Here is a 23,328-nt window from a genome sequence, read left to right on the forward strand (position 1 = left end):
TTGCTATATCCCTTTGTTCAAAAATATTTTAATCAAGGCGTAATGATTGGCGCGTTGAAGGAATAGGAGAAAAACATGAAAAATAAATCATTTACATATTTGTTCTTAGGAACCGTTACACTTGCTGGCTTAACAGCCTGTGCAAATTCCAATAATGCGAATAAGGACGATAAGTCTGGAGAAGATTCTTATAAAATCACAACTGTTCGTTGGTCTGACTGGGGAGAAGATTATCACAAAGGTTTTCTAACAGATTCTGCCAAGGAATCAGGTATCGATGTTAAATGGGATACACTTGTAGCCGCAGATTGGGCAGATAAGAAATCTGTTTTGGTTGCTAGTGGAGATTTACCAGATGCATTTTTAGGTTCAAATGCTTTTACAGATTCAGAAATTGCTCAGAACCAATCTTTATTTATTCCATTGGAAGATTTAATCAAAGAAAACATGCCAAATTTAACTAAGGCTATGGAGAAAGAACCTAAGATTAAAGCTATGATTACTTCACCAGATGGTCATATCTACAGTCTACCTAAAAAATTACCGATGCGTCCTACTGTAGCTAATCAGCTATTTATTAATAAAAAGTGGCTGGATAATTTAGGATTAAAGGTTCCAGAAACTTATGATGATTTAGTAAAAGTACTACAAGAATTTAAGGATAAAGATGCGAACGGAAATGGAGACGCTTCTGATGAAATTCCATTCGGAGCAGGAAACTTTGATCCAACATTCTCATATATTCTTCCGTTCAATAATCGTTTAGGGGCAGATAATACATATGAAATGTCTGTAAAAGATGGAAAACCAGTCTACCTTCGTACAGAAGAAAGTTATAAACAAGGGATTGCAGCAATGCACGAATCTTATAAAAAAGGTTTGATTGATCCGGAAATCTTTACAGAAGATACCTCTATGAGTGTAGCAAAACGTATGGATAAGGGAGTATCTAGAGTAGGTGTTTCTAGTGGTTGGACAGCAGATGCAACGTTTGGCTTACATTCAAGTGAATATATTGCTCTACCTGCTTTAAAAGGTATGGATGGTAAACAATATGTCTTTTCTGATCCAGATCATTACAACTATGGTCGAAATGAAATTTTGATTACAAATAAGAGCAAAAACCCTGCTAAATTATTGAAATGGTTGGATAAATTATATACAGATGAAGCAAGTATTCAGAATTTCTATGGATCATTTGGAATAGCTACTGAAAAGAATGGTGATAAGTTTAAAGTGTTACCTCCTAAAGATGGTAAATCAGCCGATGAGTATGCATGGATTAATTCACTTCGAGATTTTGGACCTAAATACGTAAGCGATGATATCAATAGTCGCGTAGAAATCGATCAAACACAAGGTGATGGATTGAAATTGAAGATGGACCAAGATTTGAAACAATTTGCGTTGCCAGCTTACCCTAATGTGATTTATTCACAAGAAGAGCTTAACAAATTATCATCAATCTATGTGAGTATTGAATCTTATGTCAAACAACAAGCATCTAAATGGGTAGTTGAAGGTGGCATAGAAAAAGAATGGGACTCATACAAAGAAACTCTTAAGAATATGGGATTGGACGAATTTATGAAGATTCAACAGGAAGCATATAATCGTTACCAAAAAGAAGTAAAAGAGTAATACTTTATATGAACTCTTGGTTGTATAAACAAGGGACTAGCTAATTACAGGAAGCGAGACTGATAACATCAAATTATCTCGCTTCCTTTATTCTAATTTTTAAAGAAATTTGGAAATGTTTTTTAAATAATTTAGGTAATATTTTTGTGCAACTGACATTCTAAAATATAGAGTTAAGACGATTGATTTCATGGGGAATATATTATGCAAAAATTATTTTCATTAGATGGAAAAGTGGTTAGAATTTTAACTTTTTTGACAGATTTAATTATTTTAAATACTCTATTTATTGTTAGTTGTATTCCAATAGTTACAATTGGGGCATCACTAACTTCTCTTACGACAATGTGGTATCGTATTTTAAAAGGTAAAGATACCGATATTACTTATCATTATTTTCGGATCTTTAGACAAAATTTTAAACAATCAACTTTTATTTGGTTGTTTATCCTCCTAATAGAATTACTTTTATATGTGAACTATTGTCTTTGGGGCTATTCAAGTTTATTTTCAGAGTATAGTTTATTGTTAGTGTTGCCCTTTTTATTTGTTATAATACTTTTTATGAGTGTTGTTTTTCCCTATATTGGTCTATTTAAAGATAATCTAAAAAATAGTATTGTAAATAGCGTATTAATTTGTATTTTAAATCCAATGCAAGCTATCATTTTGGTTTTATTTAATATTTCTGTACTGTATATGAGTTTTAGTAGTCCAGAACGAGTTTTAACAGCTATTTACGTATTTACATTTGGAGGATTTGCTTTTTGTGGATTGATGAATGTAATGGTAACGAATAAAATGTTTGATAAAGTAAAGAGATTTAATAAGAGGAGGGAAACAAATTGAAAATTTTTAAGGGAGAGTTTTATCGAATCTCTGTATTAACAGACAAGTTAGTAAGGTTAGAATACTCTCAAACTGGAAGTTTTGAGGATAGAACGACACAACTTATCTATAATAGAGATTTTGGCCAAGTTTCGTTAGATTATATCGAGACATCAAACGTACTAGATATTATGACGGACTATTTTCATTTGCACTTTAATAAAGGAGAATTTAACGCCGAAAATTTATTTATAGAATTAAAAGGAAATTTTGCCGTATATGGTAGTCGCTGGTATTTTGGTGAATCTATTGAAACGTTAAAAGGAACAGCTCGGACTCTTGATAAGGCAGACGGCGCAATCCCATTAGAAGATGGAATTATTAGTCGAAATGGCATTGCCTTACTGGATGATTCTCAAGGATTTATTTGGGATGAACAATCTGGTTATATTGAGAGAGAAAATCAAATTGACCTCTATTTCTTTGCCTATGGGCATGATTATAGAGGAGCAATCAGAGACTTTTACCATTTGACTGGTTCAACACCCTTGTTGCCAAGATATGCTTTAGGCAATTGGTGGAGTAGGTATTGGCCTTATACGTCGGATGAATACTTGAATTTAATAGACAGATTTAAAACAGAGAAAATTCCATTATCTATCGGTGTTTTAGATATGGATTGGCATATAACTGACATTCCAACTCGTTTTGGAAGTGGTTGGACAGGCTATAGTTGGAATAGAAACTTAATACCAAATCCAGAACAGTTATTGCAACAACTTCATGATAGAAAGTTAAAACTCTCCTTAAATGTCCACCCTGCTGATGGTATACGGGCTTATGAGGAAGCTTATCCTCGAGTCGCCAAACGATTGGGATTAAATGTAGAACTAGAAGAACCAGCCATTTTTGATTTTTTCAATCCATCCTTTAGGGAAGCCTACTTTAAAGATGTTCATTATGAGCTAGAAAAGCAAGGAGTAGATTTTTGGTGGATTGACTGGCAACAAGGGACACAAGGCATGTTGGATCCACTATGGCTTTTAAACCATTATCACTATCAGGATAGTTGTAAACATTCAGAAGGTGGCTTGATTTTATCAAGATATGCAGGTCCTGGTAGTCACCGCTACCCTGTTGGTTTTTCAGGGGACACTATTATTAGTTGGAATTCCTTAAGATTTCAACCTTATTTTACAGCGACAGCATCTAATATCGGTTATAGTTGGTGGAGTCATGATATCGGTGGACACATGTTGGGGGATTATGACGAAGAGCTACAAACTAGATGGCTACAGTTTGGTGTTTTTAGTCCGATTACTCGATTACATAGTTCTAGAAGTCCTTTCAATAGTAAAGAACCTTGGTTTTTTTCAGAAACAACATCTAAGATTATGAAGAATTACCTTCGTTTGAGACATCAGATGATTCCATATCTATACACCATGAATGTAAAGACACATGAGGAAGGCGCCCCATTAATCAGCCCAATGTACTATTTCTACCCAGAGAATGATGAGAGCTATAATGTTCCAAACCAATACTTTTTTGGAACAGAACTGATGGTGGCTCCCGTTGTAGAAAAGATGGATTTGGCATTCCAATCTGCAAAAGTAGATGTATGGTTCCCTGAAGGTGAATGGTATGACTTCTTTTCAGAGAAAAAATATACAGGTGGTGTGAAGTTGAGTGTTTATAGAGACATTTCGACGATACCTGTGTTTGCAAAAAGTGGTGCAATCATTCCCTTGGTTGGTTCTGAGATAGATATGGGTGTTGATTTACCTGAAGTTGTAGATTGGTATGTATTCCCAGGCAAACAACATTCTTTTGAAATGATTGAAGACCAAAATGGTCAAAGATATAAAACAAGATTATCAATTGATTGGGAAATGGGAATGGTAGAGTTAGCATTGCAAGGAGATTCTAGTATCGTTCCAAGCAATAGAAGGCATAGAATTCATTTTAAAGGAACGAATGTGTCTATCATTGAATTGCCAAATAAGAATGATACAGCTAGATTTGAATGCAAAGAAAATAAAATGCCATATCTAAATGATGAAGTTTTTAGACTACTAAAGACGGCTTCTCTTCCATATGAATTAAAAGATAGATTGTTAAATCAATCCATCAATGCGAAAAACTCTCATGAGTTAATGAATATCTTGCATCATCAGGATAAGGAATTGAGAGGGCGTTTGTTGGAAATGATATTTACTAGCGAAAACTAATTGAGACATTTCGTACACAATTTCTATTATTTAATGTGTAACAGTTTTACATCTCTATGCTTATTGACTTGTATTTTAGTAATTACAAGTTTGGCATAGGGATGTTTTTTGTTTACTGGAGAGGATAAGTGGCTCTTTGTCAACTGTAGTGGGGTGAAGAAAAGCTAAGCTTGAGAAAGGACACATTTCGTCCTTTCCTTTTATTTGAAAAAGACAGTAAAAAAGCGCAAAAAAACACTTCCTGTGCTATGCTGCAATTGAAATTTTTTTAGTTTTGGTGTTAGAACTGTTTCCTCAGTCCTAGCGCCTTTTCTTTTTGATAAAAATCAAGAGTTCATACTTAGCCCTTTTTGCTTTTGAATGTATTCAAAAATGGAACACTGATGTTAGATAATATAATTTTATAGATAAGCATGCCACTAATTTGCTAAATCAGTAATTAGATCTCTATCTGATATTTTTTAATTGAGGATAAAGTAGGAACTTATCTAAATAGATTTTTCAGAAAATTTTCTAAAAAAACATAATTTGTTTGACATTCGTTTGAAAATTCTGTAAAATGATTTATTATGTTTCAAAGGAGAATATATATGGAAAAACAGAAAACATTTTTTGGACATCCTATGGGCTTGTCCACCCTCTTCTTTACAGAAATGTGGGAACGCTTTTCTTACTATGGGATGCGAGCTATCCTACTTTACTATATGTACTATAGTGTGCAAGATGGTGGATTGGGAATGGATAAGACCACAGCTGCATCGGTTATGGCGATTTATGGCTCGCTGGTATTTTTGTCTTCGGTTGTCGGTGGTTTTGTCAGTGACCGTATTTTAGGAAGCCGTAAGACCGTCTTTTACGGTGGGATTCTGATTATGCTAGGGCATATTGCTTTGGCAACACCTTTTGGACAAGTGGCTCTCTATCTTTCTATTGCCTTGATTATCTTTGGTACTGGATTTTTAAAACCCAATATCTCAGATATGGTTGGGGGAATTTATGAGAAAGAGGATGATAGACGGGATGCAGGATTTAGTATCTTTGTCTTTGGTATTAACTTAGGTGCCTTCGTTGCCCCTTATCTAGTGGGTTATCTAGGTCAGGAAGTCAATTTCCATCTAGGTTTCTCATTAGCTGCCATTGGGATGTTCTTTGGTCTGGTGAAATATGTTTTAGATGGGAAGAAATACCTGCCTGAATCAAGTCTTTACCCCACTGATCCACTTTCACAGAAGGAGCAGCAGACCTTGATTAAACGCTTGCTGATTACACTTGTCATGGTTATTCTGGTGGTTCTAGGTTTAGTCTTTACTCACCAATTTAACGTGGATATGATTGTTAATATCTTTACAGTGATTGCGGTAATCATTCCAATCTACTATTTCTTCAAAATTTTATCTAGTCAGAAAATAACTGCTACTGAGAGATCCCGAGTATTTGCCTACATTCCTCTATTTATCGCCGGAGTACTTTTCTGGTCTATTGAGGAGCAGGGTTCTGTTGTTCTTGCTCTATTTGCGGATGATCAGACTCGACTTTACTTTAATGCATTTGGAAATCAGATTCAGTTCCCATCTAGTTTTTTCCAAAGTATCAATCCACTTTTCATCATGATTTATGTGCCGATTTTTGCGTGGTTGTGGGGGAAAATGGGTAAAAAGCAACCATCCTCTGCTAAGAAATTTGCTTACGGTTTATTTGCTGCAGGTTTATCCTTCTTGTGGATGATGTTACCAGGGATGCTCTTTGGGACAGATGTTAAGGTCAGTCCTCTCTGGTTGATTATGAGTTGGGCTATTGTGATTGTAGGGGAAATGCTGATTTCGCCTATTGGTCTATCAGTCACTACTAAGCTAGCACCAAAATCCTTCCAAGCACAAATGATGTCTATCTGGTTCTTGAGTAATGCAGCTGCCCAAGCTATCAATGCTCAAATTGTAAAATTTTATACAAGCGAAACTGAAGTGGCTTACTATGGAATTGTTGGAGGAATTACGATTGTATTCGGTATTATCTTACTCTTCTACGTTCCACGTATTGAAAAACTAATGTCTGGTATCAAATAGAGAAAAACTGGAATTTCTGTAGGAATTTTAAAAGTTAGATCAATTATTTATTCATGGGATTTAGTTCTGTATGGTACAGGGCTAAGTCCTTTTAGTTTGATTAATACTCTTCGAGAATCTCTTCAAACCGCGTCAACGTCGCCTTGCCGTACTCAAGTACAGCTTGCGGCTAGTTTCCTAGTTTGCTCTTTGATTTTCATTGAGTATAAAACTCACGATGTTTCTGCTTTTCCTAGTGGACATTTGTCTACTTTTTTTATATAATAAAACTAAACCATATTGGTTGAGTTTTAAAAATCTGGATTCAAGCATCGATTAGTCTTTCTAAGGGAGATAATGTCCATTAAAGTATCATAATAGGAGGTGAAGTATGTATCAGCCAGAAAAATTAAAGGCTCGGAGGAAAGAGTTAAAACTGACACAGAAGGAAATTGCAGAGCAACTTGGGATTAGTTTTCAGGCTTACTCGGCTTGGGAACGTGGAGTCAAGGAACCGTCCAAGGAGAAGGTGTTCCAGCTAGAGAATATTTTAAAAGTACCAAAAGGATATTTTACTCAGATCGAGATTGTCCGTCTCTACCATAGCCTCTCCAAGCAAGGGAAGGAGAAGGTTGTTCTCTATGCTCGCAACCTGGTTCAAGAGGAACAGGCTCAGAAAGTGACATCTATGCCAGAGCGTCTCTACGAGTACCGTGTCTACGAACGCATGTCTGCGGGAATTGGGGCTTCGGTCTACGATGATCAGAATTTTGATACGGTTTACTTTAATGAGGAGTTGGCTCATGATTTTGCGTCCTGGGTGTCTGGGGACTCTATGGAACCTAAATATCAAAATGGTTCAGTGGCACTGATTCGAGAGACAGGATTTGACTATGACGGGGCGGTTTATGCAGTGGTTTGCAACAACCAGACTTATATCAAACGGGTCTATCGAGAGGAGAATGGATTGCGTCTGGTCTCTATCAATCCTAAATACAAGGATATTTTCATCTCCTATGAGGAAGATCCTCGGATTGTTGGCATTATCGTTGGGAACTTTGTACCGATGGAGGGCTAGTCAATGGGCTACTTTGATTATTCCAGAGAGCCCAAAAGTGATATTGCCTTTGTCGATATGAAATCCTTTTATGCCAGTGTTGAGTGCGTGAAAAGGGGCTTACATCCGCTGAAAACCTCGCTTTGTGTCATGAGTCGCGCGGATAATTCAACTGGCCTTATCCTAGCCTCCTCTCCCCTCTTTAAGAAGATTTTTGGCAAGTCAAATGTTGGTCGGGCCTATGATCTGCCCTTTGATATCAAGACCCGCAAATTTTCCTACTATAATGCTAGAAAGCAGGGGTTGCCTACTGATTCAGACTATGTTCGCTACATCGAAGATTGGGCTCAAGTTACCTTGATTGTCCCTCCTCGAATGAACGAGTACATTGCAGTCAATATGGAAATCCAGCGAATCTTTCAGAATTATGGCAGTCCAGATGATATTTATCCTTACTCTATCGATGAGGGCTTTATTGACCTAACTAGTTCGCTCAACTATTTTATCCCAGATAAGAGTCTCTCTCGCAAAGACAAGCTGGATATGCTTTCTGCTCGTATTCAGAGGGATATTTGGAGGCAGACAGGGATCTACTCTACAGTGGGCATGTCCAATTCCAATCCCTTACTGGCCAAGCTGGCTCTGGATAATGAAGCCAAGCACACTCCGACCATGAGTGCCAACTGGTCTTACCAGGATGTGGAAGAGAAGGTCTGGTTCATTCCCAAGATGACCGACTTTTGGGGAATTGGCAGGCGGATGGAGAAACGTTTGCATGCTCTGGGGATTTTTTCCATCAAGGAATTGGCCACAAGCAATCCAGACCAGCTAAAGAAAGCTCTGGGTCAGGCTGGTCTTCGTTTGTGGTTTCATGCTAACGGGATTGATGAAAGTAATGTTCATAAGCCCTATAAAGCCAAATCCAAGGGCTTGGGGAATTCTCAAATTTTGCCGAAAGATTACGTGAAGCTACGAGATATTGAAATTATTCTCCGGGAAATGGCTGAGCAGGTAGCTATTAGACTAAGAAGGGCGGGTAAGAAAACAACTCTTGTTTCTATCTATCTTGGTTTCTCTAAACAGGAGGTCAGGTCGTCTATTCACACACAAATAAAGATCGAACCGACCAATAATACAGCTGTCTTAACGGATTATGTTTTGAAGTTATTTCATAACAAATACACTTCAGGAGCAGTCAGAAGTGTTGGAGTCAACTATTCAGGCTTTGTAGACGAGTCCTTTGGTTTGATTTCTCTCTTTGATGATGTTGACAAGTTAGAAAAAGAGGAAAGGCTCCAGACGGCTATTGACTCTATTCGGGAACAATTTGGTTTCACTTCACTCTTAAAAGCCAATGCACTGGAAGAAGCCTCTAGGAGTCTTGCCAGAAGCAAGCTGATTGGGGGACATTCTGCTGGAGGATTAGATGGATTACAATGATTGATCGTTCTTATTTACCCTTTCAATCCGCGCGAGATTATCAAGATCCAGGGATGCAGAAGTGGATGGGCTTTTATCTTTCAGAACACACCAGTTCGCTTAGTGAAGAAAAAAATCGTGTTGATTTTTCGATAGATTTGGACCCAGTTGAGAAGCTACACTTGCTTTCTCAGCTTTATGTTGGCCAACTGAAGGGAAGTTTTGTGGTCAAGGAAAAGAATCAGAAAACCACGATCATCGGTGAGGTGAGAGAATTATCACATCAGACTCTATCTATTAGGACAAACGAGGGATATAGGTTGATAGAGGTTGCAGATATCCTAGAAATTCGGCTGTGGGAGGAGGGAGTGTATGACTAGAAAAGAGCTGTATGAAAACAAACTACAGATGGATTATTTTTCAGATAACTATATTCGTTTCGAAGAGGATTTCCAAAAATATTCTGCCATGAATGTGCCCTTGACTTTCTTGATTGATGACATCCTACGAACTATGGCGATGAATCAGAAGAACTACTTTGTCTTAAACAAGGAAAATACTAAGGATGGGCGGGAGCATCGCTTTTATTTTAGGGTAGTAACGGAAAAAGAGTGTCCTAGAAATAGGACCTATACATATTCAGGAGTCAAGAATAGCAGTCAGTAGTGCCTTGTCTGCTATGAATGTATCATTTTTATAACACTTCATGTTTCATATCATGGGGTGTTTTTCTTTTTAAGTCAAAGCCAATCAAAAAATCTCACTATTCATTAGGCTGAAGGAGACCTAATCATAGTGAGATTGTGAATTATAGTAGATTTTGTATGGTCTCTTCAATTTGTTTAGGGTCTGTTTTTGAAGAGAAGCGTTCAAAGACCTGCCCATCACGACCGATGAGAAACTTAGCGAAATTCCATTCGATTCGTTTTCCTAGTGGGCCAGATTTCTGGTCTTTCAACCAAACATAGAGGGGATCTGCTTCCTTACCGTTGACCTTAATCTTGGCAAAACGTGGGAAGCTGGTTTGATAATGTAGGCTACAGAAGGCGTTGATTTCCTCTGCGCTGCCTGGTGCTTGTCCCATAAACTGGTTGCAAGGGAAGTCTAAAATCTCAAAACCTTGTTCTTGATAGCGATCATAGAGTTCTTGAAGTCCTTGGTACTGGGGCGTTAAACCACATCCAGTAGCAGTATTGACAATCAAGAGAACTTTCCCACGATAGGCATCTAGGGAAATCGTTTGGTTATCTTGGCTCAATACTGAAAAATCGTATAGTGAAGTCATTGCTTGCTTTTCTCCTTCTGTTTGGTATTTTTAGGAGTTTTCTCCTCCTGTAGGGATAGAAATCCGTAGGTCAGGGTTCCAAAAATGCTACCGATAATGAGGCCATACATCAGGAAAGGACCACTTTTATCGAATTGCATGAGCAACTTCACAAAATCTGAAAGGGGCATCTGCTGAACGAAGACTTTATGAAAGATGAGTAAGGTAAAGAGGCCAATCTGAATACCGATAAACACAATCCAGCTTCGGAATTTGATTTGGGCTTTGCTGTAGGTTTTGAGAATGATTTCTGATTTGTCATCCTTTTCAAGATGAAGCTCTTGGACGGCTTTTTGAGCTTTTATACTCATGAACAAAATGAGTCCAAAATAGATGTAGGGCATAACATTTCGAACAATTTCTATAAAGCTTCCGAACAAAATATAGAATAGGAAGAGAATGAAGGAAGAGTAAAAGATTTGGATCATGGAACGGGCGCAAGCCTTGTAGATAACCTCTTGACGGCATTCATCAAAAGGCCCTTGGATATGAAAGAAATTTCGAAGTAAGCGAGTTGTTAAGTCTTCTTTTTTCATGGGTGATTTCTCCTAAATGAACGATGTTATTTTGTTTCTTTTACGAATTGATAGAGATAATAAAGATAAGTAATAGAAGAAAGGATGGCGATAGTTAGCAGTATATAATATTTCCAATTGCTTGAAATGAGCGTCAGCTGTGGTAAGGATAGAAAGGATAGAATCATAAAGCATAGTGCTAGGTTGAGTATGCGCGTTTTTTGGGAATCTATCTTTAGATAAGTCAATCCTTTGTTGAGTGCTGGAACAAAGACTGGAAGGAGGACTATATCGTAGATTGGCAAGTTCCCTGAAACGATGATGAAGGTGAGTAGAGAAGCAAACAAAAGATGATAGGTAAGTAAAGTTACTAGTGATTTCATAGGGCACCTCCTAATCCTCATCTTGATCTTTCTTAGCTTTTTCAATGCGACGGGAGATGAGGAACTGTATACTCGCTCCGAAGAAGATAGAACCGAGAATGCTTGATACACCATTTCTTATAGTGAGGAGAGAATGAAAATAGTCCTGACCTTCACCTATGAGTATACTGAGAAGAGGAGTTATAAAAAACATCCATAGACCAAAGAACAAACCTGCTTTAAGACCTGGGTAGTATAGTTGCTTACTTTCTTTCTCGCTCAGCATATCTGGATCAATAGCTGTAATCCCTGTTTTTTTCATTTGGTAGGTGACATAGCCAGCAGAGATGAGGGCAATCACTAAAATCAGAGGAGGATAGACTAGAGCTACTAGTTGAGGATATTTATAGGCCAGAATGAGCGGAATAAGATTGCCGAAAATCATCAGATAAAAGAGGAAGATAAAGACTTGGTTACCTATACGGTCTGCCTCGCGTCGTTTGTATTCGTCAAGGGGACCAGAAATGCCGTATGTGCGTTTGATGAGTTTTTCAGTGAAGGTTTCTTTTTTCATAAGTTGGCTCCTTTTTTAAAAATCTTCCTCCCAAAAGAGACTGTTGAGGTCAGTTTGGAGGCTGCGGGCGAGATTGAGACAAAGTTCCAGGGTTGGGTTGTACTTGTCGTTTTCAATCATATTGATGGTTTGTCTCGAGACACCGATATCCTTGGCGAGTTCGAGCTGGGAAATGCCCAGTTCCTTGCGAAATTCTTTCACACGATTCATATGTTCTCCTTTCTGATTTGTGTCGTATATATTTGACTATATTATATTCTTCTATAGAGCGAATGTCAAGCATATTTGACATATTTCTTAAAGAAATCTTACTTGTTTTTGACCTATTTGTCTGACTAGTGCAAGCTAGTCGGATTTGTGGTAAAATAGATAAGATATGACAAAAGAATTTCATCATGTAACGGTCTTACTCCACGAAACGGTTGATATGCTAGACGTAAAGCCTGACGGTATCTACGTTGATGCGACTTTGGGTGGAGCGGGCCATAGCGAATATTTATTAAGTAAATTAAGTGAAAAAGGCCATCTCTATGCCTTTGACCAAGACCAGAATGCCATTGATAATGCGCAAAAACGCTTGGCACCCTATATCGAAAAAGGGATGGTAACCTTTATCAAGGATAATTTCCGTCATTTACAGGCACGTTTGCGCGAAGCTGGTGTTCAGGAAATTGATGGAATTTGTTATGACTTGGGAGTGTCTAGTCCTCAATTGGACCAGCGGGAGCGTGGTTTTTCTTATAAAAAGGATGCGCCACTGGACATGCGCATGAATCAGGAATCTAGTCTGACAGCCTATGAAGTGGTGAACCACTATGACTATCATGACTTGGTTCGTATTTTCTTCAAGTATGGCGAGGACAAATTCTCTAAACAGATTGCGCGTAAGATTGAACAAGTACGTGCAGTCAAGCCAATCGAGACAACGACTGAGTTGGCAGAGATTATCAAGTCGGCCAAACCTGCTAAGGAACTCAAGAAGAAGGGGCATCCTGCCAAGCAGATTTTCCAGGCTATTCGAATTGAAGTTAATGATGAACTGGGAGCGGCAGATGAATCTATCCAGCAGGCTATGGACATGTTGGCTCTAGATGGTAGAATTTCAGTGATTACCTTTCATTCCTTGGAAGACCGCTTGACCAAGCAATTGTTCAAGGAAGCTTCAACAGTGGAAGTTCCTAAAGGTTTGCCTTTCATCCCAGATGATCTCAAGCCCAAGATGGAATTGGTATCCCGTAAGCCAATCTTGCCAAGTGTGGAAGAGTTAGAAGCCAATAACCGCTCGCATTCAGCTAAGTTGCGCGTGGCCAGAAAAATTCACAAGTAAGAGGAAAAAATGGTAGATAAAAAAGAAACAACCAGTCAATTCTTGCAGAGTCGTATCAAAAAATTCTCCCGTGTGGAGAAGGCTTTTTATCTTTCCATCGCTTTTACGGCTCTCGTCTTAGCAGTGAGCATTATCTTTATGCAAACACGACTTTTGCAAGTGCAAAGTGATTTGACAAAAATCAATGCGCAGATAGAGGAAAAGAAAACAGAGCTGGACGATGCCAAGCAGGAAGTGAATGAATTGATTCGTTCAGAGCGCTTGAAAGAGATTGCAGATAAAAAAGATTTGAAATTGAATAACGAAAATATCCGAACAGCGGAGTAAGATATGAAATGGACAGAAAAAATAACCCGATTTGCGCTAAAAAATCGTAAATCTCCAGCAGAAAACCGTAGAATAGTCGGCAAGTACATCAGTTTGTTAGCTGTCGTACTTTTCGCTATCTTTTTGGCTAATTTTGCGTATATTATAGCAAAAGGTAATATATTTGGTACTGACTTGGTTAAAGAGGCTAAAAAGGTTCACCAAACAACCCGAACAGTTCCTGCCAAACGTGGGACTATCTATGACCGAAATGGAGTGCCAATCGCTGAAGATGCGACCTCTTATAACGTCTATGCTGTTATTGATAAAAAATACAAGTCAGCAACTGGAAAAATTCTTTATGTAGAGGATTCGCAGTTTAATAAGGTAGCTGAAGTCTTCCATAAGTATTTGGATATGGATGAAGCTTATGTGAAAGAGCAACTAGCTCAACCAAATCTGACCCAAGTTTCCTTTGGAGCAAAAGGAAATGGGATTACCTATGCCAATATGATGGCTATTAAAAAAGACTTGAAAGATGCTAGTGTAGAAGGGATTGACTTCACAACTAGCCCTAACAGAAGCTATCCAAATGGACAATTTGCTTCTAGTTTTATTGGCTTAGCCCAACTCCATGAAAATGAGGATGGCAGTAAGAGTTTGTTAGGAACTTCTGGTTTGGAGAGTTCTTTAAATACCATTCTTGCTGGGACAGACGGTATTATTACCTATGAAAAAGATCGAGTAGGAAATATTGTACCCGGTACAGAACAGGTATCGCAACAAACTGTAGATGGCAAGGATGTTTATACAACATTGTCTAGCCCGCTCCAATCTTTCATGGAAACTCAGATGGATGCCTTTCTACAAAAAGTAAAAGGTAAGTATATGACCGCGACCTTGGTCAGTGCAAAGACCGGTGAAATCCTTGCTACCACTCAACGACCTACCTTTAATGCAGATACTAAAGAAGGAATCACTGAGGACTTTGTTTGGCGTGATATTCTTTATCAAAGTAACTACGAACCAGGATCAACCATGAAGGTCATGACGCTAGCAGCATCTATTGATAATAACACTTTCCCAGGTGGAGAATACTTCAATAGCAGTGAATTAAAAATAGCGGATGCGACGATTCGAGATTGGGACGTTAATGAAGGTTTAACCGGCGGTGGTATGATGACATTTTCTCAAGGGTTTGCTCACTCAAGTAATATTGGGATGACACTTCTTGAGCAGAAAATGGGTGATGCTACGTGGTTGGATTATCTAAACCGCTTTAAATTTGGAGTTCCAACTCGTTTTGGTTTGACAGATGAATATGCAGGCCAACTTCCAGCGGACAATATTGTTAATATTGCTCAGAGTTCATTTGGACAAGGGATTTCAGTAACTCAGACGCAAATGATTCGTGCCTTTACAGCCATTGCCAATGATGGCGTCATGCTAGAGCCTAAATTTATTACGGCCTTGTATGATCCAAATGATCAAACCGTTCGTAAATCTCAAAAAGAAATTGTAGGAAATCCCGTTTCGAAAGATGCAGCTAGCCAAACTCGTACTCACATGGTCTTGGTAGGAACAGATCCTAGATATGGAACTATGTACAATCATAGTACAGGAAAAGCAACTGTCAATGTTCCAGGTCAAAATGTAGCCCTCAAGTCTGGTACAGCCCAAATCGCTGACGAGAAAAATGGAGGCTACTTGGTTGGTTCTACCAACTACATTTTCTCGGTTGTGGCTATGAACCCTGCTGAAAATCCTGATTTTATCTTGTATGTAACGGTTCAACAGCCTGAACATTATTCAGGTATCCAGTTGGGAGAATTTGCCAACCCAATTCTTGAAAGAGCTTCAGCTATGAAAGAATCTCTCAATCTTCAATCTCCTGCTAAGAATTTAGATCAAGTGACGACAGAGTCTTCTTATGCAATGCCTAGCATCAAGGATATTTCACCTGGTGATTTGGCGGAAGCCTTACGCCGAAATATTGTGCAACCAATCGTTGTAGGTACTGGAACAAAGATTAAAGAATCATCTGTAGAAGAAGGGACCAATCTTGCACCAAACCAACAAGTTATCCTTTTATCGGATAAGGTAGAAGAAATTCCAGACATGTATGGCTGGAAAAAAGAGACTGCTGAGGCCTTTGCTAAATGGTTGGATATCGAGCTGGAATTTGAAGGTTCAGGTTCCGTCGTTCAGAAGCAGGATGTTCGGACTAATACAGCTATCAAAAACATTAAAAAAATTAAATTAACTTTAGGAGACTAATATGTTTATTTCTATCAGTGCTGGAATTGTGACATTTTTACTAACTTTAGTAGGAATTCCGGCCTTTATCCAATTTTATAGAAAGGCGCAAATTACAGGCCAGCAGATGCATGAGGATGTCAAACAGCACCAGGCAAAAGCTGGGACTCCTACAATGGGAGGTTTGGTTTTCTTAATTGCTTCTGTTTTAGTTGCTTTCTTTTTCGCCCTATTTAGTAATCAACTCAGCAATAATGTTGGTATGATTTTATTTATCTTGGTTCTCTATGGTTTAATCGGATTTTTAGATGACTTCCTCAAGGTCTTCCGTAAAATCAATGAGGGCCTTAATCCCAAACAGAAATTGGCTCTTCAGCTTCTAGGTGGTGTCATTTTCTACCTTTTCTATGAGCGTGGTGGCGATATGCTTTCTGTCTTTGGCTACCAAGTGCATCTAGGGATTTTCTATATTGTCTTCGCTCTTTTCTGGCTAGTCGGTTTTTCAAACGCAGTAAACTTGACAGACGGTATTGACGGTTTAGCTAGCATTTCCGTTGTGATTAGTTTGTCTGCCTATGGAGTTATTGCCTATGTGCAAGGTCAGATGGATATCCTTCTAGTGATTCTTGCCATGATTGGTGGTTTGCTTGGTTTCTTTGTCTTTAACCATAAGCCTGCTAAGGTCTTTATGGGAGATGTGGGAAGTTTGGCTCTCGGTGGAATGCTGGCAGCTATTTCAATGGCTCTCCACCAAGAATGGACTCTCTTGATTATCGGAATTATTTATGTCTTTGAAACAACTTCGGTCATGATGCAAGTCGGCTATTTCAAAATGACTGGTGGAAAACGTATTTTCCGTATGACGCCTGTGCATCACCATTTTGAACTTGGAGGATTGTCTGGTAAAGGAAATCCTTGGAGCGAGTGGAAGGTTGACTTCTTCTTTTGGGGAGTGGGGCTTCTAGCAAGTCTCCTGACCCTAGCAATTTTGTATTTGATGTAAGAATGGCACCCTGATGTTTCAGGGTGTTTTTGCTTTTTAAAAAATATTGGTCAATTAAAGTCAAATTCCTTGACCTTTTTTGACCAATGTAGTATATTATGAACGTAAGGTAAATGAAAGCCTTACTAGAACACTTATTTAAAGTAAAATAGAAAGAGGTGGGGTCTATGTTTAATCTAGAAATCTTTAGAAGTAAAGATAGTCTACTCCTGCTTGAAAAAGAAAAACCAGAAATAGTACGTAGAGTAGCGATTTAGCTAGTCTAAATTTTTTAAAGAAAAAGTCAAAGATAGTCAATATCAGTAATAATAAATAACAAAAAGAGGTAAAGAATATGAACAACAACTTTAATAATTTTAACAACATGGATGATTTATTTAACCAATTGATGGGTGGTATGCGTGGATATAGTTCAGAAAACCGTCGTTACTTGATTAACGGCCGTGAAGTAACGCCTGAAGAGTTCGCTCACTATCGTGCAACTGGTCAATTGCCAGGAAATGCAGAAGCTGATGGACAAATGAAACAACAGTCTTCAGGTATGAAACAAGACGGTGTCCTTGCAAAACTAGGTCGAAACTTGACTGCAGAAGCACGTGAAGGTAAGTTAGATCCGGTTATTGGACGTAATAAAGAAATCCAAGAAACTTCTGAAATTCTTTCTCGTCGCACAAAGAATAATCCAGTTCTCGTCGGTGATGCTGGTGTTGGTAAAACTGCAGTAGTAGAAGGATTGGCCCAAGCTATCGTGAACGGCGACGTTCCTGCAGCAATCAAGAACAAAGAGATCATTTCTATTGATATTTCTGGACTTGAAGCTGGTACTCAATACCGTGGTAGCTTTGAAGAAAACATTCAAAACTTGGTAAACGAAGTCAAAGAAGCTGGAAATATTATCCTTTTCTTCGACGAAATTCACCAAATTCTTGGGGCTGGTAGCACAGGTGATGGTCAAGGGTCTAAAGGTCTTGCTGATATCTTGAAATCAGCTCTTTCACGTGGAGAATTGACAGTGATTGGCGCAACTACTCAAGATGAATACCGTAATACTATCTTGAAAAATGCAGCCCTTGCTCGTCGTTTCAACGAAGTGAAGGTTAATGCTCCTTCAGCAGAGGATACTTTTAAAATCCTTCAAGGAATTCGTGATCTCTATCAACAACACCACAATGTTATTTTGCCAGATGAAGTCTTAAAAGCTGCCGTTGATTATTCTGTTCAGTATATTCCTCAACGTAGCTTGCCAGATAAGGCTATCGACCTTGTCGATGTAACGGCAGCTCACTTGGCAGCTCAGCATCCAGTAACAGATGTTCATGCTGTTGAACGTGAAATTGAGGCAGAAAAAGACAAGCAAGAAAAAGCAGTTGAGGCAGAAGATTTTGAAGCAGCTCTAAACTATAAAACACGCATTGCAGAATTGGAAAAGAAAATCGAAAACCATACAGAAGATATGAAAGTGACTGCAAGTGTCAACGATGTGGCTGAATCTGTAGAACGAATGACCGGTATTCCAGTATCTCAAATGGGGGCTACGGACATCGAACGTTTGAAAGATATGGGTCATCGTTTGCAGACGAAAGTTATTGGTCAAGATAAGGCCGTTGAAGCAGTAGCAAAAGCTATCCGTCGTAACCGTGCTGGTTTTGATGAAGGTAACCGTCCAATCGGTAGCTTCCTCTTTGTAGGTCCTACTGGTGTTGGTAAGACTGAGTTGGCTAAACAATTGGCTCTAGATATGTTCGGAACGAAAGATGCTATCATCCGTTTGGACATGTCAGAATACAGCGACCGCACAGCCGTATCTAAATTGATTGGTACAACTGCAGGTTATGTTGGTTACGATGACAACAACAATACCTTGACAGAACGCGTCCGTCGCAATCCATACTCAATCGTCCTTCTCGACGAAATTGAAAAGGCTGACCCTCAAGTCATCACCCTTCTCCTTCAAGTTTTGGATGATGGTCGTTTGACAGATGGTCAAGGAAATACAGTAAACTTCAAGAACACTGTCATTATTGCGACCTCAAATGCTGGATTTGGCTATGAAGCCAACTTGACAGAAGATGCGGACAAACCAGAATTGATGGATCGTTTGAAACCTTACTTCCGTCCAGAATTCCTTAACCGTTTCAATGCTGTCATCGAATTCTCACACTTGAGCAAAGAAGATCTTTCTAAGATTGTAGACCTTATGTTGGTTGAAGTTAACAAGACGCTTTCTAAGAAAGACATTGACTTGGCAGTGAGCGAAGCTGCTAAAGAATACATGACTGAGGAAGGCTACGATGAAGTCATGGGTGTTCGTCCACTCCGTCGTGTGGTTGAACAACAAATCCGTGACAAAGTCACAGATTTCCACTTGGATAACCTTGATGCTAAACACCTAGAAGCTGATATGGAAGATGGTGTTTTGGTCATTCGTGAAAAAGCCTAAGACAGAATTTTGAGCATAAAAAAGAAGGAGCCAGCTGAAAAACTGGTTCCTTTTTTGTGTTTAGATGACATGGCGTTCAAAGGCATCATCTGAAATCCCTTGTTCCAAGATGAGCTTTGCCCATTCTTTAGCAGAAAAGAGGCTGTGATCCTTGTAGTTTCCGCAAGATTCGATGGTTGTTCCAGGGACATCTTCCCAAGTGGTAGTTTCAGCGATTTCTTTCAGCGAATCCTTGATAACTGCTGCAATCTCAGCGCTAGTATGACGTCCCCACATAATCATGTGGAAGCCTGTACGGCACCCAAATGGTGAACAGTCAATCATGCCGTCAATGCGGGTACGGATGAGTTTTGCCAAGAGGTGCTCGATAGTGTGAAGGCCAGCAGTAGGGATAGAGTCTTCATTGGGTTGCACTAAACGAATATCGTAATTGGAGATGATGTCTCCCTTTGGCCCTGTTTCTTCCCCAATCAAGCGAACATAGGGTGCTTTGACAATGGTGTGGTCAAGTTCAAAACTTTCAACAATAACTTCTTTTGACATGGTAAATCCTTTCAGTTTTCTTCTTTCATTATAACATAAAGCCGGCTCCTGAGACAGAGAGAAAACCTCTCCGAAGGTGGAGAGGTTGAAATCTTTACTTGCGATACAAGCGGTCGTATTGGTAGTAAGGGTCAAAGGTTACATTGATACCCAATTTGCGAAGGACATTCTTGTCTTCATCGGTTAAGATGATGGTTGAGTGGGCTTCGCTTCCTTTGAGGTTGCCAAGTTCTTCCATAGCACGAGCAGCATCAGGATTTTCTGTAGCTGTGATAGCAAGTGCAATCAGGATTTCATTTGAATGAAGGCGTGGATTGCGGCTACCCAGATGATCGATTTTAAGACCTTGGATTGGCTTAACAACTTCAGGTTCGATTAGTTTTACTTCTTTAGCAATGTCAGCTGATTTCTTGATGGCGTTGATAAGAGCAGCGGCTGTAGGGCCAAAGAGTTCTGAGTTCTTACCTGTGACGATTTCCCCATTTGGCAATTCAAGGGCTAGGGCTGGTCCACCAGTTTCTTCTGCTTTTTGACGTGCAACAACAGCAACCTTACGGTCTGCTGGTGTGATACCAAGGTCATTCATAAGCAACTCGATTTTCTTGACAGCAGCTTCGCCAACTTTTTCGGCTTTAAAATCAAGAACAGTTTGATAGTAACGGCGGATGATTTCTTGTTTAGAAGCTTCGACAGCAGCATCGTCATCAGTAATAGCGAAACCAACCATGTTGACACCCATGTCTGTAGGAGAAGCGTATGGAGATTCTCCAAGGATACGTTCTAACATGCGTTTGAGAACTGGGAAAATTTCAATATCACGGTTGTAGTTGACAGTGGTTTCTCCGTAGGTTTGGAGGTGGAAGGGGTCAATCATGTTGACATCATCAAGGTCAGCTGTGGCAGCCTCGTAGGCCAAGTTGACAGGATGATGAAGGGGGAGATTCCAAACTGGGAAGGTTTCAAATTTAGCGTAGCCAGACTTGATGCCATTGATTTGGTCGTGGTACATGTTGGACATGCAAGTTGCCAATTTTCCAGAACCAGGTCCAGGAGCGGTTACGACGATCAAGTTGCGACTGGTTTTGATGTAGTCATTTTTCCCCATACCTTCTGGAGAAATGATGTGATCCATATCCGTCGGATATCCTTTGATTGGATAGTGAAGATAAGAATCAATTCCGTTTTTCTCAAGTTGGTTGCGGAAGGCATCTGCAGCTGGTTGACCAGCGTACTGTGTGATGACAACGGAGCCAACAAAAATTCCTAATTCATTGAATTTGTCAATCAAACGAAGAACTTCTTGGTCATAAGAAATACCCAAGTCACCACGTGCTTTGGAATGCTCGATATTGCTAGCATTAATAGCAATCACAACCTCAACCTGCTCTTTCAATTCTTGTAAGAGCTTGATTTTGTTGTCAGGCTCATAACCAGGAAGGACACGAGCGGCGTGGAAATCTTCTAACATTTTGCCACCAAACTCCAAGTAGAGTTTGCCGTCAAATTGGTTAATACGCTCCAAAATGTGGTCGCGCTGTAGATTCAAATATTGTTCAGAACTAAAAGCTTGTTTTTTCATTTTTTTACCTCTGACCTCTATTATAATAAAAAAATGGAAGTTAGGAAACTATGGAGTTAAAAAAGGAATCAAAAAGATTAGGCAAACGCTTGCATAAAAATCTGAAAAGCGCTATCATAGACTGTAGATTATTAAAATAATGAGGTAAGAAGATGCAAGAAAAATGGTGGCACAATGCCGTAGTCTATCAAGTTTATCCTAAGAGCTTTATGGATAGCAACGGAGATGGAATTGGCGATTTGCCAGGAATTACCAGTAAGTTAGACTATCTAGCCAAGTTAGGAATTACAGCGATTTGGCTTTCTCCAGTTTATGACAGTCCTATGGATGATAATGGCTATGATATTGCTGATTATCAAGCGATTGCGGCTATTTTCGGGACCATGGAGGATATGGACCAACTGATCGCAGAAGCTAAGAAACGTGATATTCGTATCATCATGGACTTGGTGGTCAATCATACCTCAGATGAACATGCTTGGTTTGTCGAGGCCTGTGAAAATCCTAACAGCCCTGAACGTGACTACTATATTTGGCGGGATGAACCCAATGATTTGGATTCTATCTTTAGTGGTTCTGCTTGGGAATACGATGAAAAGTCAGGTCAATACTATCTCCACTTTTTCAGTAAGAAACAGCCTGATCTCAACTGGGAAAATGAAAAACTTCGCCAGAAAATTTATGAGATGATGAACTTCTGGATTGATAAAGGCATTGGCGGTTTCCGTATGGATGTTATCGACATGATTGGGAAAATTCCTGATGAGAAAGTAGTCAATAATGGTCCTATGCTCCACCCTTATCTCAAGGAGATGAATCAGGCGACCTTTGGAGATCAGGATCTCTTGACAGTAGGGGAAACATGGGGAGCAACGCCAGAGATTGCCAAGCTCTACTCGGATCCAAAGGGGCAAGAATTGTCTATGGTCTTCCATTTTGAACATATCGGTCTTCAGTATCAGGAAGGTCAGCCTAAATGGCATTATCAAAAAGAGCTGAATATCGCTAAGTTAAAAGAAATTTTTAACAAATGGCAGACAGAGTTAGGAGTTAAGGATGGCTGGAATTCGCTCTTCTGGAACAATCATGACCTCCCTCGTATTGTCTCAATCTGGGGAAATGATCAAGTATACCGCGAAAAATCTGCCAAAGCCTTTGCAATATTGCTTCATCTCATGAGAGGGACTCCTTATATCTACCAAGGTGAGGAAATTGGGATGACAAATTATCCGTTTGAAACGCTGGAACAAGTAGAAGATATTGAATCCCTCAACTATGCGCGTGAGGCTCTTGAAAAAGGCGTTCCGATGGAAGAAATCATGGACAGTATCCGTGTCATTGGTCGTGACAATGCCCGTACCCCTATGCAATGGGACGAGAGCAAAAACGCTGGTTTCTCAACAGGTCAACCTTGGTTGGCAGTGAATCCAAACTATCAAGCAATCAATGTTCAAGAAGCGCTGGCAAATCCAGAATCTATTTTCTATACTTATCAGAAACTGGTTCAAATCCGTAAGGAGAATAGCTGGCTGATTCGAGCTGACTTTGAACTATTGGAAACAGCTGACAAGGTCTTTGCCTATATCCGTAAAGATGGCGACCGTCGCTTCCTAGTTGTGGCCAACTTGTCCAATGAAGAGCAAGACATGACAGTAGAAGGAACAGTCAAATCTGTCTTGATTGAAAACACCGTGGCTCAAGAAGTTTTTGAAAAACAAATCTTGGCTCCATGGGATGCTTTCTGTGTGGAATTACTATAGACATTTTTTACAGAAAAATTTAAAATTGAAATCGTATAAAAACAAGGGAGGACTGTATGAAAGTCAGAAATCCTTTGTTTTTTTATGACTAAGGTTTATAAATTTTCATTCTAGAAATTCA

At 39.2% G+C, this 23,328-nt stretch carries 21 protein-coding genes; 14 read left to right on the forward strand and 7 right to left on the reverse strand.

All coding sequences use genetic code 11. The annotated features are described in order from the left end of the window. Positions 1-75: 75 nt before the first annotated feature. The 8 genes from QP439_RS03545 to QP439_RS03580 all read left to right on the forward strand — a co-directional run bounded on the left by QP439_RS03545 (position 76) and on the right by QP439_RS03580 (position 9,884). Positions 76-1,641 carry a type 2 periplasmic-binding domain-containing protein gene (locus QP439_RS03545; RefSeq protein ID WP_049521062.1) on the forward strand — a complete coding sequence of 522 codons (1,566 nt, stop codon included), beginning with the start codon at positions 76-78 and terminating at the stop codon, positions 1,639-1,641. Between the two features lie 204 nt (positions 1,642-1,845). Beyond that, positions 1,846-2,490 carry a DUF624 domain-containing protein gene (locus tag QP439_RS03550; protein WP_254754075.1) on the forward strand — a complete coding sequence of 215 codons (645 nt, stop codon included), beginning with the start codon at positions 1,846-1,848 and terminating at the stop codon, positions 2,488-2,490. Then, the gene (locus QP439_RS03555) at positions 2,487-4,700 is read left to right on the forward strand and encodes a glycoside hydrolase family 31 protein (RefSeq protein WP_254754076.1); all 2,214 of its coding nucleotides are present in this window, start codon (positions 2,487-2,489) and stop codon (positions 4,698-4,700) included. The genes QP439_RS03550 and QP439_RS03555 overlap by 4 nt, the downstream gene beginning before the upstream one ends. A 590-nt stretch (positions 4,701-5,290) precedes the next feature. Continuing rightward, complete coding sequence (locus QP439_RS03560; RefSeq protein ID WP_254754077.1) at positions 5,291-6,763, forward strand: peptide MFS transporter; 1,473 nt, start codon at positions 5,291-5,293, stop codon at positions 6,761-6,763. A 370-nt stretch (positions 6,764-7,133) separates the two neighbouring features. Beyond that, complete coding sequence (locus QP439_RS03565) at positions 7,134-7,820, forward strand: XRE family transcriptional regulator (protein WP_285387641.1); 687 nt, start codon at positions 7,134-7,136, stop codon at positions 7,818-7,820. Positions 7,821-7,823: 3 nt separating this feature from the next. Then, complete coding sequence (locus QP439_RS03570; RefSeq protein WP_285387643.1) at positions 7,824-9,239, forward strand: Y-family DNA polymerase; 1,416 nt, start codon at positions 7,824-7,826, stop codon at positions 9,237-9,239. Then, complete coding sequence (locus tag QP439_RS03575; RefSeq protein ID WP_254754080.1) at positions 9,236-9,598, forward strand: hypothetical protein; 363 nt, start codon at positions 9,236-9,238, stop codon at positions 9,596-9,598. Before QP439_RS03570 ends, QP439_RS03575 begins: the two co-directional genes overlap by 4 nt. Next, positions 9,591-9,884 carry a DUF5960 family protein gene (locus tag QP439_RS03580; RefSeq protein WP_285387645.1) on the forward strand — a complete coding sequence of 98 codons (294 nt, stop codon included), beginning with the start codon at positions 9,591-9,593 and terminating at the stop codon, positions 9,882-9,884. Before QP439_RS03575 ends, QP439_RS03580 begins: the two co-directional genes overlap by 8 nt. A gap of 142 nt (positions 9,885-10,026) precedes the next feature. Here the strand turns inward: QP439_RS03580 and QP439_RS03585 are convergent, their stop codons facing one another. The 5 genes from QP439_RS03585 to QP439_RS03605 are packed head-to-tail and all read right to left on the reverse strand — an operon-like array spanning position 10,027 to position 12,203. Then, positions 10,027-10,503, reverse strand: coding sequence for a glutathione peroxidase (locus QP439_RS03585; protein WP_254754082.1), 477 nt, complete (start codon positions 10,501-10,503; stop codon positions 10,027-10,029). Next, positions 10,500-11,078, reverse strand: coding sequence for a DUF3278 domain-containing protein (locus tag QP439_RS03590; protein ID WP_020902168.1), 579 nt, complete (start codon positions 11,076-11,078; stop codon positions 10,500-10,502). The genes QP439_RS03585 and QP439_RS03590 overlap by 4 nt, the downstream gene beginning before the upstream one ends. 26 nt (positions 11,079-11,104) lie before the next feature. Beyond that, a complete protein-coding gene (locus QP439_RS03595) occupies positions 11,105-11,440 on the reverse strand; it encodes a hypothetical protein (protein ID WP_004256384.1) in 336 nt (111 codons plus the stop codon). A 10-nt stretch (positions 11,441-11,450) separates the two neighbouring features. Next, positions 11,451-11,993 (reverse strand): DUF3278 domain-containing protein, encoded by a 543-nt coding sequence (locus QP439_RS03600; RefSeq protein WP_285387647.1) that lies wholly within the window; start codon positions 11,991-11,993, stop codon positions 11,451-11,453. Positions 11,994-12,008: 15 nt separating this feature from the next. Beyond that, positions 12,009-12,203, reverse strand: a complete 195-nt coding sequence (locus QP439_RS03605) for a helix-turn-helix transcriptional regulator (protein ID WP_001082472.1) — start codon at positions 12,201-12,203, stop codon at positions 12,009-12,011. A 166-nt stretch (positions 12,204-12,369) separates the two neighbouring features. Here QP439_RS03605 and rsmH point away from each other — a divergent pair, with 166 nt between their 5' ends. The 5 genes from rsmH (at position 12,370) to QP439_RS03630 (ending at position 19,325) form a co-directional block, all read left to right on the forward strand. Further along, the gene (gene rsmH / locus QP439_RS03610; protein ID WP_285387648.1) at positions 12,370-13,320 is read left to right on the forward strand and encodes a 16S rRNA (cytosine(1402)-N(4))-methyltransferase RsmH; all 951 of its coding nucleotides are present in this window, start codon (positions 12,370-12,372) and stop codon (positions 13,318-13,320) included. A 9-nt stretch (positions 13,321-13,329) separates the two neighbouring features. Continuing rightward, entirely contained in the window at positions 13,330-13,647 is a 318-nt protein-coding gene (gene ftsL, locus QP439_RS03615) for a cell division protein FtsL (RefSeq protein WP_020902171.1), read from the forward strand. A gap of 3 nt (positions 13,648-13,650) precedes the next feature. Continuing rightward, positions 13,651-15,903 (forward strand): penicillin-binding protein PBP2X, encoded by a 2,253-nt coding sequence (gene pbp2x, locus QP439_RS03620; protein ID WP_285387649.1) that lies wholly within the window; start codon positions 13,651-13,653, stop codon positions 15,901-15,903. A 1-nt stretch (position 15,904) separates the two neighbouring features. Beyond that, positions 15,905-16,885, forward strand: coding sequence for a phospho-N-acetylmuramoyl-pentapeptide-transferase (gene mraY / locus QP439_RS03625; protein ID WP_000470817.1), 981 nt, complete (start codon positions 15,905-15,907; stop codon positions 16,883-16,885). Between the two features lie 334 nt (positions 16,886-17,219). After that, positions 17,220-19,325: an ATP-dependent Clp protease ATP-binding subunit gene (locus QP439_RS03630; RefSeq protein ID WP_285387651.1), complete on the forward strand. Its 2,106-nt coding sequence runs from the start codon at positions 17,220-17,222 to the stop codon at positions 19,323-19,325. 60 nt (positions 19,326-19,385) lie between these two features. Here QP439_RS03630 and QP439_RS03635 read toward each other — a convergent pair whose 3' ends face one another. After that, on the reverse strand, positions 19,386-19,868 hold the full coding sequence (locus tag QP439_RS03635; RefSeq protein ID WP_000032547.1) for an S-ribosylhomocysteine lyase: 483 nt from the start codon (positions 19,866-19,868) through the stop codon (positions 19,386-19,388). A gap of 94 nt (positions 19,869-19,962) precedes the next feature. After that, positions 19,963-21,447: a DUF1846 domain-containing protein gene (locus QP439_RS03640; protein ID WP_084953409.1), complete on the reverse strand. Its 1,485-nt coding sequence runs from the start codon at positions 21,445-21,447 to the stop codon at positions 19,963-19,965. Positions 21,448-21,599: 152 nt separating this feature from the next. On the opposite strand from QP439_RS03640, the gene QP439_RS03645 reads away from it, so the two are divergent. Further along, positions 21,600-23,207 carry a glycoside hydrolase family 13 protein gene (locus tag QP439_RS03645; protein ID WP_285387652.1) on the forward strand — a complete coding sequence of 536 codons (1,608 nt, stop codon included), beginning with the start codon at positions 21,600-21,602 and terminating at the stop codon, positions 23,205-23,207. Positions 23,208-23,328: the final 121 nt, after the last annotated feature.

It is taken from the genome of Streptococcus sp. UMB1203 (genome assembly GCF_030217725.1).
Taxonomy (GTDB): Bacteria; Bacillota; Bacilli; order Lactobacillales; family Streptococcaceae; genus Streptococcus.

Coding starts and splice junctions, on each gene's coding strand:
- QP439_RS03545 (WP_049521062.1), top strand. CDS start 76: ATGAAAAATAAATCATTTACATATTTGTTCTTAGGAACCGTTACACTT.
- QP439_RS03550 (WP_254754075.1), top strand. CDS start 1,846: ATGCAAAAATTATTTTCATTAGATGGAAAAGTGGTTAGAATTTTAACT.
- QP439_RS03560 (WP_254754077.1), top strand. CDS start 5,291: ATGGAAAAACAGAAAACATTTTTTGGACATCCTATGGGCTTGTCCACC.
- QP439_RS03565 (WP_285387641.1), top strand. CDS start 7,134: ATGTATCAGCCAGAAAAATTAAAGGCTCGGAGGAAAGAGTTAAAACTG.
- QP439_RS03570 (WP_285387643.1), top strand. CDS start 7,824: ATGGGCTACTTTGATTATTCCAGAGAGCCCAAAAGTGATATTGCCTTT.
- QP439_RS03575 (WP_254754080.1), top strand. CDS start 9,236: ATGATTGATCGTTCTTATTTACCCTTTCAATCCGCGCGAGATTATCAA.
- QP439_RS03580 (WP_285387645.1), top strand. CDS start 9,591: ATGACTAGAAAAGAGCTGTATGAAAACAAACTACAGATGGATTATTTT.
- QP439_RS03585 (WP_254754082.1), bottom strand. CDS start 10,503: ATGACTTCACTATACGATTTTTCAGTATTGAGCCAAGATAACCAAACG.
- QP439_RS03590 (WP_020902168.1), bottom strand. CDS start 11,078: ATGAAAAAAGAAGACTTAACAACTCGCTTACTTCGAAATTTCTTTCAT.
- QP439_RS03595 (WP_004256384.1), bottom strand. CDS start 11,440: ATGAAATCACTAGTAACTTTACTTACCTATCATCTTTTGTTTGCTTCT.
- QP439_RS03600 (WP_285387647.1), bottom strand. CDS start 11,993: ATGAAAAAAGAAACCTTCACTGAAAAACTCATCAAACGCACATACGGC.
- QP439_RS03605 (WP_001082472.1), bottom strand. CDS start 12,203: ATGAATCGTGTGAAAGAATTTCGCAAGGAACTGGGCATTTCCCAGCTC.
- rsmH (WP_285387648.1), top strand. CDS start 12,370: ATGACAAAAGAATTTCATCATGTAACGGTCTTACTCCACGAAACGGTT.
- ftsL (WP_020902171.1), top strand. CDS start 13,330: ATGGTAGATAAAAAAGAAACAACCAGTCAATTCTTGCAGAGTCGTATC.
- pbp2x (WP_285387649.1), top strand. CDS start 13,651: ATGAAATGGACAGAAAAAATAACCCGATTTGCGCTAAAAAATCGTAAA.
- mraY (WP_000470817.1), top strand. CDS start 15,905: ATGTTTATTTCTATCAGTGCTGGAATTGTGACATTTTTACTAACTTTA.
- QP439_RS03630 (WP_285387651.1), top strand. CDS start 17,220: ATGAACAACAACTTTAATAATTTTAACAACATGGATGATTTATTTAAC.
- QP439_RS03635 (WP_000032547.1), bottom strand. CDS start 19,868: ATGTCAAAAGAAGTTATTGTTGAAAGTTTTGAACTTGACCACACCATT.
- QP439_RS03640 (WP_084953409.1), bottom strand. CDS start 21,447: ATGAAAAAACAAGCTTTTAGTTCTGAACAATATTTGAATCTACAGCGC.
- QP439_RS03645 (WP_285387652.1), top strand. CDS start 21,600: ATGCAAGAAAAATGGTGGCACAATGCCGTAGTCTATCAAGTTTATCCT.